The sequence below is a fragment of the Paenibacillus sp. 2KB_22 genome (assembly GCF_052115745.1).
In the GTDB taxonomy this organism is placed as follows: domain Bacteria; phylum Bacillota; class Bacilli; order Paenibacillales; family Paenibacillaceae; genus Paenibacillus.
In genome coordinates this window covers 1,323,752-1,336,741 of sequence record NZ_JBFRHG010000002.1, presented here as the reverse complement: position 1 = coordinate 1,336,741, position 12,990 = coordinate 1,323,752, and the positions used below count along the sequence as shown (strand labels likewise).

General features: G+C 34.9%; 15 protein-coding genes. 13 read left to right on the top strand and 2 right to left on the bottom strand.

What is annotated here, in order from left to right:
* Positions 1-90: 90 nt before the first annotated feature.
* The 6 genes from AB4111_RS16965 to AB4111_RS16940 all read left to right on the top strand — a co-directional run bounded on the left by AB4111_RS16965 (position 91) and on the right by AB4111_RS16940 (position 4,665).
* Complete coding sequence (locus AB4111_RS16965; protein WP_442032456.1) at positions 91-603, top strand: hypothetical protein; 513 nt, start codon at positions 91-93, stop codon at positions 601-603.
* A gap of 137 nt (positions 604-740) precedes the next feature.
* Complete coding sequence (locus tag AB4111_RS16960) at positions 741-1,868, top strand: hypothetical protein (protein WP_442032455.1); 1,128 nt, start codon at positions 741-743, stop codon at positions 1,866-1,868.
* Positions 1,869-2,367: 499 nt separating this feature from the next.
* Positions 2,368-2,916, top strand: coding sequence for a hypothetical protein (locus AB4111_RS16955; protein ID WP_442032454.1), 549 nt, complete (start codon positions 2,368-2,370; stop codon positions 2,914-2,916).
* Between the two features lie 307 nt (positions 2,917-3,223).
* Positions 3,224-3,511 (top strand): 3'-5' exonuclease, encoded by a 288-nt coding sequence (locus tag AB4111_RS16950; protein ID WP_442032786.1) that lies wholly within the window; start codon positions 3,224-3,226, stop codon positions 3,509-3,511.
* 67 nt (positions 3,512-3,578) lie between these two features.
* Complete coding sequence (locus tag AB4111_RS16945; RefSeq protein WP_442032453.1) at positions 3,579-3,983, top strand: hypothetical protein; 405 nt, start codon at positions 3,579-3,581, stop codon at positions 3,981-3,983.
* A gap of 244 nt (positions 3,984-4,227) precedes the next feature.
* A complete protein-coding gene (locus AB4111_RS16940) occupies positions 4,228-4,665 on the top strand; it encodes an HTH domain-containing protein (protein WP_442032452.1) in 438 nt (145 codons plus the stop codon).
* 247 nt (positions 4,666-4,912) lie between these two features.
* Here AB4111_RS16940 and AB4111_RS16935 read toward each other — a convergent pair whose 3' ends face one another.
* The gene (locus tag AB4111_RS16935; protein ID WP_442032451.1) at positions 4,913-5,476 is read right to left on the bottom strand and encodes a hypothetical protein; all 564 of its coding nucleotides are present in this window, start codon (positions 5,474-5,476) and stop codon (positions 4,913-4,915) included.
* 346 nt (positions 5,477-5,822) lie between these two features.
* On the opposite strand from AB4111_RS16935, the gene AB4111_RS16930 reads away from it, so the two are divergent.
* The 6 genes from AB4111_RS16930 to AB4111_RS16905 all read left to right on the top strand — a co-directional run bounded on the left by AB4111_RS16930 (position 5,823) and on the right by AB4111_RS16905 (position 11,603).
* Complete coding sequence (locus tag AB4111_RS16930; RefSeq protein ID WP_442032450.1) at positions 5,823-6,629, top strand: hypothetical protein; 807 nt, start codon at positions 5,823-5,825, stop codon at positions 6,627-6,629.
* Between the two features lie 165 nt (positions 6,630-6,794).
* Positions 6,795-7,568 (top strand): AAA family ATPase, encoded by a 774-nt coding sequence (locus AB4111_RS16925; protein WP_442032785.1) that lies wholly within the window; start codon positions 6,795-6,797, stop codon positions 7,566-7,568.
* 82 nt (positions 7,569-7,650) lie between these two features.
* Complete coding sequence (locus AB4111_RS16920) at positions 7,651-8,052, top strand: DUF3888 domain-containing protein (RefSeq protein ID WP_442032449.1); 402 nt, start codon at positions 7,651-7,653, stop codon at positions 8,050-8,052.
* A gap of 187 nt (positions 8,053-8,239) precedes the next feature.
* Positions 8,240-8,425 carry a hypothetical protein gene (locus AB4111_RS16915; RefSeq protein ID WP_442032448.1) on the top strand — a complete coding sequence of 62 codons (186 nt, stop codon included), beginning with the start codon at positions 8,240-8,242 and terminating at the stop codon, positions 8,423-8,425.
* Positions 8,426-9,192: 767 nt separating this feature from the next.
* Positions 9,193-9,852 carry a hypothetical protein gene (locus AB4111_RS16910; protein WP_442032447.1) on the top strand — a complete coding sequence of 220 codons (660 nt, stop codon included), beginning with the start codon at positions 9,193-9,195 and terminating at the stop codon, positions 9,850-9,852.
* A gap of 77 nt (positions 9,853-9,929) precedes the next feature.
* Positions 9,930-11,603 carry a prenyltransferase/squalene oxidase repeat-containing protein gene (locus AB4111_RS16905; RefSeq protein WP_442032446.1) on the top strand — a complete coding sequence of 558 codons (1,674 nt, stop codon included), beginning with the start codon at positions 9,930-9,932 and terminating at the stop codon, positions 11,601-11,603.
* Positions 11,604-12,155: 552 nt separating this feature from the next.
* Here the strand turns inward: AB4111_RS16905 and AB4111_RS16900 are convergent.
* A complete protein-coding gene (locus AB4111_RS16900) occupies positions 12,156-12,560 on the bottom strand; it encodes a hypothetical protein (RefSeq protein WP_442032445.1) in 405 nt (134 codons plus the stop codon).
* 169 nt (positions 12,561-12,729) lie between these two features.
* Between AB4111_RS16900 and AB4111_RS16895 the strand changes: the two genes are divergently transcribed.
* Positions 12,730-12,915 (top strand): hypothetical protein, encoded by a 186-nt coding sequence (locus AB4111_RS16895; RefSeq protein WP_442032444.1) that lies wholly within the window; start codon positions 12,730-12,732, stop codon positions 12,913-12,915.
* Positions 12,916-12,990 lie beyond the last annotated feature (75 nt).

The window sequence follows — 12,990 nt, the reverse complement described above, 5'->3', positions numbered from 1 at the left end:
CTGTATCTGAAGATATAGTCGCAGACTGCCACTTTTTTTGAAGTGATATAGTTGTAGTATCAAATTATCAAGATTAGGGAGACAAAGAGTGTGATATTATCTATAAATCGAATGGAGAAAATCCCTGAATTTGGGTTTATAAAGATTTCCCAATATCGTGGATACGATGTGATTATATGTGATGAGATTGAACATGAAGCCATGTTATTAACATTTAATGATGGAAAGCCTCCGAGGATTGTAGTAGGAAAGTCATTCTTTACATATCCTGATGAATCTCAGGAATTTATGTTACTCCATGAGATGGGACACGATGTTTATAAGCACAGTAGCACGTCGGCAGACGGACTTGGTTATTCGTCAGAAGAATTGATAGCAATATACGAATATGAACGTCGTCTTGGTAAAAAATTGCCTGATGAGTTTGAAGCGGATCAATATGCAATAAGCATAATTGGAAAAGAAGCAGCGCTACTTACATTCAATTTGTTTGCAGATAAATATAAGCAAAAATCATTTGATGCTAAAGATACTGATGCTATTGAAGCTTTACAAATTACATTGGATGAAATAAGCAAGAGATCTGAGGGTGTAAGTAAATAGAATAAGAAGGAATGAGAAATTTGTGAGCTGTTCGGTTTATCTAAGCAGCAGCGCTTTTCATCGCCATACTTTTGCCCTGTTCATGAGCTAGTAAATACGTTAAAGTTGCTTTAACAATATGAGGCTGAAGGGATGATATGATGAATAAATATAGAGTTGTACTTACCACTATTTCAAGCATTAATATTGCACATGACGGAAAAGTAGTTAACAATTTGTCTTTTCCCTCAGAACATAGTCACGTAAAACTGCGTAGAATCCAGACAGAGGAAGATATAAAAATCACTGGGGAGAAGTTTGGTTGGTTGATAGAGATTGATATCGAAGAAGTTGATATTGATCATGCTATTAGTCAGGCGTATCAGATGTCTGAGCTTTTCATTACCATGATGTGCCTTACGTCGGGAGTGGAAGCTTCTCCATCTAAGATCATTCTGTCCTATGATATAACAGAGGGAAAAATGGAACGGGAATTTGTGCAATATTTTTATGATCTCCCAATAACACGACCGCAGACTGTTGATATTCAAATATTTGCTAATACTCTGGAGAATGTTGTAGGTATAGACAGTGATAAGAAAGATCGATTAGCACGTTCAATTGGATGGCTAAGAAAAGGTATTAACGAAAAAGATTCGCTAGATCAGTTTCTCAATCTATGGCAGGGTCTTGAAACTTTAAACCCGCTTTTAGCTAAACACTTTAATTGCGAAAGCAGTGGCAAAGAGGTTGTTGAACAAAAATGTGTAAAATCAGGGGACACATTTTATGTGGAAAGAACCACGAAGCAGGGTCTTGAACGTTTGGTTGAAGAGACGGGTGTAACCAGAACAGAGTGGAAAAAACTCACCAATACTCGTAACGGGATTTCACATGGTTACCAAAAGATGAACACTCTTTTAGCTGAAACGTTGCAGTACTCTCCCGAAATTGCAGTATTACTTTACAAAGGTATATGTCTTATTGTTGATCTGCCAGTAGATAATGCGGTTGTAAAGCATTTAAATAATGTAGCACCTGTAAAGGTCGGGGAAAACAGTTCTAGTCGGCATATATTGGTGGAAGAGGACGTGAGTAAACTGGCTAAGCAACCAGCGCTATACCCTTACTTCATATCAGAGATTAAAACAAAGTCTCTTCCTGATCAGAATGGGTTTGAGGTAGAACACAAATTAATACCAGTTATGGGATGCAAAAAATATGGTTCACACGAGATAGGTGTCGCCGGACGCGAATTGAAAATAGAATTGGTATCAGTAGAATAATAATGCATTGATATGCTAAAAAAAGAAGTACCCGATTATTTTAATCGGCTACTTCTTTTTAGGCTTTAACCGGTGAAGTAATTAATTATATCGGCGAGTACAAAAATCTTAAATTTAGGAATTATTTCCCACAAAACAATTGTTTTCTTGATATAATCGAAATGGAATCGAGGTGATGGGTATGGAAGCGACACAAGAAGTTAAAATCCTAGATTGTGCTATAAATCAAATTTATTATGACAAAGAAAAGGGACAAACTTTCGTTTTGCTCCATGCCGAAATTATACTACATTCCAATCGGAGGTTGAGGAAAGTAAAACTTGTTAAGACTGATTCCGAATTCGAAATTTGCTCAATTATTAATTTCGGCACAAAACGAAACGTACTGCCCCAAATGAAAGATAAGTGGGTAAACGAGGTTCTTAAACAGCTTCTTAATTATCCACGAATTCGAATCAAATTGATTTTCATCTAAATTTAAATAAGTGAGGTTTATTTGATGGCGAAAACTGAATACACAAAAGTCAATCTTCCAGATAACTTAAAAACAATGTCCAATCTTAGCGAAGAAGGGCTTGAAATTCCAATAAACTTGGCGCCTTCAGGTTTTTTGAAAGTTACATTTCTTGGTAAGGAGTGGTTAGAACCCGTTTATGAGGTTGAATCATGCATCGTCAAAAGCATTGAAACACTAACTCTCAACAATGTTGGTGAAGCATTAATGAGATTAGTAAGTATGCTCGATGACAAGACTTTAGATCAAAATGCCCGACAAGAACTGACTGATTTAAAAGCTAAAGTATTTGAGAAGCTTTTCGCCAACGGGCAGACAGAAGTGTTAGGACTCAAAAAGAGTGGCACTTCTACTTCAAATACACTTAGCTTTAAAGTTGGGTATTTTGCTTTCGAACGCCCCGCAACTGATTTAGAAGTGAAGGAGTACAGTAACACTCTCGCTAGAATTGTTACCCCTGTTCGTGGACACGAGCACCTATTATATACGCTGGAACAAGCTCACAAGTTATTACAACGTTACCTAATGGATTAACAAAAAGTTCGCCTATGATCGGCGAGCTTTTTGTTTTTCTAATGCTGATACTCCTTATCTGTTGGATATTAATTCGATTGAGACACCCGTTTTATCTGTAATAATACTCGTGTATCTGAGCTCTTAATACAGGTCAGACATTGTTTGAGTTTTTATTGAACCACATCAATCTTATCTAAAAAAGTTAATCCCCTATTATTTTCATAAAAGGTAATAAGGATAGACACAACTAATTCTGCTAAAATAGTGATTGAAAGATTTTCCAACACTTAAAAAACAAAGGTGAGGTTATTATGTCTTTTTAACGATCCATAAAAGCAAAGGACTTGCTTTTAATAATGTCTTTGTAATCGGTGTACATGACGGGGCATTACCTTCTAATCGTGCAGTAGCATTGAGCAGCGTAGATATGAATGAATGCAAGGAAAAGGCAGAACCGCCGACCACACATGAGGAAGAACGAAGATTAATGTATGTGGCTGCAACCAGGGCGAAGAATAATCTCTATGTTACGTTCCCAAAAACGATTCAAGACAAACCAAGTAAGAGGTCTATTTTTATTAAAGAGTTAAACAAGCCGTTAAAGAACGGCTAAATTTCCATCAATCATGGATATGGGTCCTGCAGTTTTCACTCGTCAGACAGTGAGGGGAATATTGAGTATGAATAAGAAAATTAAAGTATCACATGCAGTAATTGTGCTAATTTTAGCCATTGCCGTCGGATACGGCATTGCTGCAAATAAAGAAGAGACATCTTCCCATGTATCCAGCACATCCGCAGTAACGCCTTTCAAATTTACCGCCAGTGCCATGAAGAAATCATTGATTGATGGCGGCTATGAAGTTCGTAATGAGCGTTTAGAAACGCTTGATGCGTACGTTGGGATCTATAAGCAAGACAAGCTTGAAGTTCGATTCGATATCTACCATACTCGCGATAATGATCAGATTGATTGGGTAGAAGTTCTTGTGGATGCATCAGGGTATATTGATCTAAACAATCTTGACGCACCGATGAACCCAAAAGTAGTTGAAGCAACGACAAAAGCAGCTGCGGAAGTTTAATAAGTTCCCTTTCTTTAGTAAGGATTCAGAAGAGTTTAAAACTTTGACTGCGTGGGTGGATTCGAATGTTTCAAAAGCAACAAAGCAAGGCAAAATCGTTGAAACGAAGATAGGGGACTTATACTTCACGATGTATGGACAACCGTATATGCGATTTTTAGAAATTACAACAGAACTGAAAGAATAAAATAGGATGAGAACTTGGAACTTAAGTTAAAAATAATCCAGATTTAGGAGGGTAATTGTGTTGCTTATCATAAATTCAAGCAATTCAGATGGTGAGCCATTTAATAAGCTCTTAGAAAAGGTTATGGCTACTTATAAACTCTCAACGCAAACTTTGAGTAAAATGTCTAATTGTAGTGAAGATATGATTTTAGGTTTATTAAATGACACTTTAGATATAACGAAATATTCCCAAAGTGTGATCTCAGAATTTCAGCAATTCATAGTATTGTTATCTGTAGGTTTCGAAAGCATAGGATCTAATGAAAGAGTCAGGGGAGTAGTAGACCATTTAATTCAAAATATGAATTTTTCTGCGGATACCCTGGCTCTATTTTCAAAATTAGAAACACAAGATGTTCACCATTTTCTCGAGAATCCAGAGTCTCTTTCATTTGAGAAACGTTATAATTTAGCGACCACTACTTTGTTTCTTCACTATGTATGTAAGCCCTAAATACAAATAAGTGATAGTGGAATCTTGTTCCACTATCACTTATTTTAGTTTATACAGGTTTGATGTGCGTTTTTTTCATCAATTATACTCACAACCGTCTAGTAGGTGGCAAGGACTCTTGTTGGTCAAACTGGGATAGTCGAAACGTCAGCTTCTGGAGAAGAAAATCTGTCAATTACAATTAGCAAGCGTTGGTCAATGTTGCACTTGTTTTATTTGATCCTGGCACAGTTACGAAAAGTGGGTACTAATCAAATGGGGTTAAGGATTGTCCGATCTTAACCATGTACTCTATTGCTTTATCTTTACCGATAACACTGACTGAATTAACATTATTGATTGATTTAACATTCTTCTTTTCAATAAGAATCATGTAATTTCTACCTCCTTTATCAAAATTCAATGAATAAAGGAAGTTGTTTTCCTTATACTCAGCCCTTGTTTTATCATTTATGATTATCGTCCTACGCTTGCTTAAATCTGACCGGTCTATTTTTGGATTAACATGAATTCGAACTTTCAGATCTTCTCCTACGTATACCGTTGTTAGAACATCACCACCAAGAATGCGTATGCTTTCCAAATATGATTCACTGGGTAACCATTTTGGTATTAATACAGAATTTGTAGATGTTAGATTTTGATATTCTTTAACTGCTTCATTTAGTGAATCAAAATACGTTATCGGATAGTAGCCATCCTTATCAACTTTAGGTAATACAGCTTCAGAGTATGCGCTAATGTAAGGGATTATCCCTGTGATCCCAAGCCCAATAAGTACTAATAGGCACTTCATCATTATTATTTTCATAAATAGCCTCCTTGAAACTACTCAAACCTTATTTAACTTAGTTATCTACTTTTCTTGACTCTTTATTCAGGGCGCTAAAAAAGGATTAAGTATCTGAAACCCGTTCCGGAGGTAATGCCACCGGCTCACGTCTCCACAAGTATCACCGGTAAGAAGTCAATTAAGCATATGGAATAAATTCCACATTCCCTGCTTATTTCAAGGTACCGATGCTCTCACAATCAAGGCAGAGGATTTGATTCACACACTTAGTAATGAGTATCCAATGGTAGGAGACGCTGATCCATGAACTGGATTTTCTTTTGCAATTCCCGAACTTGAATTGAGCTTCTGGCGGGAAGGCATAATGAATGATGACATCATAAATGATCCAGTTTTTCTGGAAATGAGCGAGGAAAATCAGGAGCTGGAGAAGCGGTATTTCTATTTTACGACCGTCTCGATTGGAGCACCGGGATATTTTGATTTCATGAGTTTAATGCTAGGTTATAATTTAAGCAATCAGAAGAAAAAGGAGATAGAGAAACGAGCCATGATAAAAAAAATATTACAATTAACTATACTATCAACATTAGTGTTAACCCTTGTTACTTGTTCTGTTAAAAAAGAGGGTGAACAACTATCAAGCGAACAAGGTCAAACATATGAAAATGTAGCCGCTACGGATTATACGAGGCTTTTCAAAGGTAGAGGACAGACTGTTGTCTTTGCTAATGGAACCTCTCTGCACTATGAAATTGCAGAAAACCATACAGACGCCATGGGTAGCGAAAACGATGGCGATTGGGTAGTCAAAGAGTCCTCAGAACAGCTCATTGTAAGTGTCAACAGCGAAGAAATCAATATTACGGATGATCTGAAGGGAAAAGGGTATTTTTACTATGGCTATCGGGATGCCGATAACATTCTGCATCGACTATATATCGTTAGAAATGCAGGCGGTACCAAAGATTATGCAGAACGCTGGTATTCTCAAGCTGAGCTGCTACCTGAGCTTGGTATGAGTGGGGGTTCAAGAGGACTCAGCGGACCTTTAGGAACGGCAATCATGTCTGCCGAAGTTGAAGTGGAACATGATAATGCTGATCTTGATTTTGCGCTACAAAAGCATTTAAAGCAGTATTGGAATGAATATGGGCAAGACTCATTGTAATCCATAAGTACTTCAAAGGAATCTCTATTAAGCTAACGGGCAGGTTAGTTTCGGTATGTGGTATTATTTGTTTGATGGAGTAAACTAAAGGGTGAGACAAACATGAGTCAGCGTTTGCCAACAAAGGTAAGCATAACGATCAAAGGCTTAAAAGGGGAGTGAACTATATTGAATATACAGCATCCCTATTTACGACAAATTCAGCTTAAAAGGCAACAAGTACCTACCTATACTCGTTATCCCTTTGATTTGGCGGTCATTCGAAACCTAAATACTCTTGATTTTCACTCTAAGGTAACCTATATTGTAGGTGAAAATGGAATGGGCAAATCAACACTGATGGAGTCCATTGCTGTCGCATGGGGATTTAACCCGGAGGGCGGGACGGTCAACTTTTCTTTCTCAACCCAGGCTACTCACTCGAGTTTATATGAATATATACAATTGATCAGAGGTTCGCGACGCCCGAAGGATGGCTTCTTTTTCCGGGCAGAGAGTTATTATAATTTAGCCACGACGATCGATGAATTGGACAGCCAACCTTCATTCGGTCGCCTTATTCCCCCTATCAAAGATTCGTACGGCGGCAAGTCTTTGCATGAGCAATCGCACGGAGAGTCGTTCTTTTCCACTTTCATTCATCGGTTCGGGGAGAATGGATTATATATTCTGGATGAACCTGAGGCAGCATTGTCTCCCCTTCGCCAAATGGCGATGCTGACACGAATCCATGAACTTGTTTTGCAAAACTCCCAATTTATAATTGCGACCCATTCCCCGATCCTTATGGCATATCCAGATTCGATTATTTACAATCTAACGCCAGATGGTATCGAGGTACAAGTAATGGAAGAAACCGATCATTTTATAATTATGAAAGAGTTTGTGAATAACAAGGATAGAATGCTCAAAGAGTTGTTCGAAGAAGCTGAAGATTAAACTAACGGGCAGGATAGCATAATAAATTCTCTTCATTTAGTGAAAACTACCCTTAAAAATGCTGAAAATGAGGGGTATAGAAATGAAAAGATTTATTGGATCGTTGCTAACAGTCATCATTTTCTTGATGGCAATCGAGCCTGTTTGTGCAAAGCCAAACGATGAACCATTGAAACGGTTAGTACTTACTTTGTTAACTCCAAAAATACAGGAACAGATTAACCATTACTACAAAAATAAATTAACTGTATTACCTACGTTTACGCCTTTTTTGGATGGAACTGATGTAGATGTTAAATATCATTCTTCACATATTGATGTTAAGGTTAAAACAATCCCTTACGTAGGACCTCATTTGGATGTCGGACTCGACTCGATGAGGTTTAGTATAAATAACTCCGGATCAGTAGTGGTTCTTGACTATCAGCACATTAAGGATTATGACTTGCCTCCTAATTGGCAAGAAATTATTAAAACTCGTTAAACTAAAGTGAAAGGTTAGCTCAATAAAACAAAAAAAGCAACTTGTTTTGGAAAAGGAAAGGGATAGATCACATTAGAGAACAACACGACGATACTTCTGCTACAATAATTAATTTTTTTGAAAATAATTTTTCAATATGTTGATGTGCAAGAACGATAATTGAAGTGTTCATTGGAGGATGGAGCGAATGAAACGTGTTAAAATTACCCTGTTTGGAGTTCTTGTCATTATCTTTGTTTTATTATTGGGGATTACGTTCATAGGTTTTCCGGTCCCCATAGTTATTGAACATTCAAATATCCCAGTAGAGAACGAAATAAAGTATTATGAGGAAGGAAACTCGAAGGCTCAAATAATCTGGTGGGGAGAATAGCCGATATATCAAGGACACTAGATACTGCTGCTGTTTCAATTTATGTGGTAAGATATTTTTAGGGTTTTAATAGGGAATATACATAATGAAAGAAGTACATTTAAAAAAGTGGCTGGTTCTACTTCTAGCATTGCTTATTGTTCCAAAGAAGAGAAATCATCGGAACCTAAAAATGAAGAGGAGGGGTAATGTAACTATCGAATTTTCAATTAGAGTGGATCTCATATAAATGATAAGAATATGGCGAATTAAAATTTTATATGCCGATAAGCAACAGATAAATCTCAGAGTAACTTACTCTGAGATTTTTTGTATTTATCCAGTAGCTAACGGTCAAATATTGATTATTTCAATGGCTCGATTCTCAAGGTGTGATTCATTCTTTTCAGTGGTTATACGAAATTCCGTTATCATGTTGATGGAAATAATAACAGTCATAAAATAAAAAAAATTTATATGTGTGATGAAAAACTTCCTGAAATTATATTACATATGCTGTGATATGAATTGTTAATTTTAATGAAGTGCATATAATCTATTTGTATATAACCATTATTAATGAGTTGAGAAATATTAATGATAATTTGCTACTTAACAAAAAAAATTACAATAAATTCTTTACATAAATAGTTACGTATGTTACTTTATACATAGATAATGACTTGTATTAATATGGATCTGAAAAGATTAATTAACTCAGATAGGAGGTTAATGGGATAACGTTATCTAGAATATAATCTACATAATTCCAGGAGGTTCAATTTACTATGAAAAGAAACGTAAAAAAACTATCAACTATGTTATTAACTTCAGCTTTGATGCTATCATTTGCTATTCCTGCAAATGCAGCGACAGAAACTGAACCTTTAAGTGTGGTACGTGAAAGCTCAGTTAGCTCAATAGTGTTAACCCCATCTCATGATATTCAAAACAAAGAAGATTGGAACCCAACAACTGAACTTTCAACTAATAATAGCGAAAATGTATATTCAACTATGGCGCTTCTTCCTGATCAAGTAAGAAATCTTAGCAATTACAACACTGATGGAAAAAAAGCTAGTGCTCAATTAGCAACAACAGTTACTGCACCTTATTTTGAAACTAAAGCTACTTTTGTCGGAAACTCTCAAGTTAGATTTTTAGGAACATCACCCTTATATGCTGATGAACTCTCAATCGGAGAGACTTACCAAGTCAAGGGTCTTTCAATATCAGCTGGGTTCCCCAGTGGTGTTGGTTTTAGTGGAGCCAATGAGACAGTGACTTACAGCAAAAGTTATAAACATGAGTGGGCTATTAACCACAGCTTTAATGGAATCACTTTTACAGGTGCTGTAATTTACAGCGTTAATCAATCTGTTAATGCTACAGCTTCAGTTGGAACTAACATTTACACAGCTGTCGCATACGACTCTTCAACAATATAATTAACAGGGGATAACATTATAAAATGTTATCCCCTAACTTTAACTTCAAAGAAGTTCAGTCTAAGGAGTTGCGATAATTGAGAAGCAAAGTAACTTGTTTGATAATTTGTATGATTTTTGTACTTGTTGCATGTAGCACACAAAATAATGATAAAGAAGTAGATAAAAGTATATTATCATTTATAGATGGTTATAAATCTTATGTCGAAGAAGATACTCTAAAACTATATTCCTTATCCAAAAATGATAAGATTGATCCTAGTACAACTTATTGGTTTCAGGAAATTAGTGCTTTAGTAAACAATCAGATTCCAAGAATTCAAGATCTTAATTGGTTAAAGCAATATCGAAATCCGCATGGTTATGACTTTTCTGGAAATAAAACATTAAATTTAAATGATACTTTGTTGGCTACTAATTTTTATTCTGTAGTAGATGAATCAATTCCAGAAAAGGAAAAAATAATTGATAGTGTCCTGTCCATTAAAGATAAAAATGGCAGGTTTAATGATGAGGTTTATAGTGATTATATATACGCAACAAATATTGCATTAAGTATTCTAACAAATTTAGACTATAATCTGGATGAATTAACAAGCACAAAAAATCAGTTGATCAAAGACTTTGAAAACATTAGAGACGAAGATAAGAATCTATCGAGTAATGATAAAGATTATCTAAGAACTTTAATTCTTATTCAAAATCTTCAATATTTTAAATATTTTGATGAAAATTCTGAGGTTGATAAGTCAGCATATATAAGGAAACTAGTAGATGGTTTCGATTTGACTCTAGATCTAAATCTCACAAATCTTAATCAACTTTATAATTTGGTGTCTATAGATAACAAATTAAAGTTGAATCTTGATTTCACCGAAATAAAATCAATGGTTAATCAAAGTAAACCAAAGGATGGAATATTTTATTTTAATAATGCGATTTCAGCTCAAGGGACATATGAATATACGTATATTGACAACAAGCTGATGCTTAACAATCAAAATGCTAGTAAGGATTTATTAAGTGTATTAAATGATTATAAACTTGACTATGGATGGAAAAAGCCGGTTAATAATTCACCTAGTTATGAAGCAACATACTATGCTTTAGATACGATAAGAATCACGACAGATGACAAGACTACGAAACCTGATGTAAATAATGTGGATCTTATAGAAATAAACTCGCTTAAAGAATATTATTATTACTTGGAAAATTTGAGAATTTTAAATATAGATAACAAAGCTCCTCAGAATTTTACTATGGAGCAAATAAGTAACGAAGCCTATTGGTTTGTCGAAATTTCGAAGATATCAAACGTCGAAAATAATGATTTCATTAAAGATGAACTGAAAAAAATATACAAAAAGGAAATCTTTAATGAAGTAATTTCTAATGATAAAATTGATTTAGTTTCTTTATATAGAATATGTGAAGTATATGATTTCTTATACGGTAAATGGTATGAAAGTCATTCGGAAAAATTAATTAATTTATTAAATAATTACCTTAAGAAAGACGGCGGGTATAGTATTCAAAAGGGAACAGATGAATTTGATGTAATTGGTTGTTACTATATGACTAAATTTAATGAAAAATTAAACTTGAAGGGTTACAATAAAGAGAAAGTAAAAGATTTAGTTATGTCCGTTCGAAATACTGAGGGAGGGTTTAGTTATACAAACGGATTGGATCCGGAATTGCAGTCTACATGGATGAGTTTGACTTTATTGAATGGAGCGATGGAATGAACAATCTCATTTTAATATTATTAATTTTCATTGTATTACTTGTAGTGCTTATCATTAAATCTAAAAGTTTAAAGGTAATATCACCTATATGTCTTGTAGTATTGTTACTGTTTATAATTTTAGAATTTCCCACCTACTTAAATCTACTAATGTTATTTGTTTACATGATTACACTCATTCTCAACAAAAAAAATAGATGATTTGGGAGTATCATAGAGAAATTTCCCGACGGACCAATCACTTCTAAGGAAAGTGGCGCATCAAAATAAGCCTTCACAAAACAAAAGACTATATGTCTAAATAATTTTTCACTGAAAGTCGCTAATTTAGCGACTTTTTTGTTTTAATTTTGGTTAAGTTACTCTGAAGTTGATTGCGATCTAATGTTCTGTATAAGGGGACTATCTTGGTTTAGGTTTGAAGAAACCGAAGAAGAATGCCAATACAATCAACGACAATAGTAAACGATACTTAACTTCTTCTTACAGTCACTCATCATTTGCATAGATACCGTACAGAAACCTCCGTATATCAAGCGTCGAGGAGATGAAATTAATTCATCGAAGTAAGGAATTCATTTTCAATCCATGGCTCGATCTCCCCTGAATTCTTAAATACCTTCTTGGGCATATCATTCACGAGTAGGTAAAATTCATAATCCAAATCATTAATTTTTATATCAATGATTTTTTCACCAATCGAAAGTCTTATCTGGAATCGGTGTAATCTTTGATAATCAAATCCATGTCTTCTTGCCCAAGTATTTAAGTGCAAGAAATACGATTCTGCTACTTCCATTGACTCAGACCCGAGTTCGGCTAGGTTAGCGCAGAAAGCTTCATAGATAGAAGGATCTCCTTGGTTTTTCCACCAAGAAAAATTAAGGCGCACTAGCTCATTAACCATTTTGCCTATATCTTTTTTCTTTTTATCAATCGGACCTAAATTAAAATCCATGTAACTTTCTCCTTCCATATGGGCATTTTATTTTTTGGAAACTATCAAAATCAAACTTCCGTTTTTATCCTGATAATTTTAGTATGTGCTATTTGTGTGGAATATATTTCAATTTCACTATAATAGTTTAAACATGTTTAATTCATTTGCAGAAAAGTGGATAGTATACGTGGAACTTCTATATAAAGCTTCGCATTTTGAAAAAGCCATTCAAAGAATATGGCATATTATCGTCTATCAGCAAGATGAGGTTCTGGATGAAGGGGCAATCATTGAACGTCAGACATTGAAAACGGTTGTTATTGGTGGGAATCACTACATCAAAGAAAGTTGTCAGTTTATTGTTAGAAGTTAGCTAAAATGTACCTAATGGATAATTCTACGATAACGATATAACATTGTTGAGAACAAAAAAGAGCCGCAACCGCGG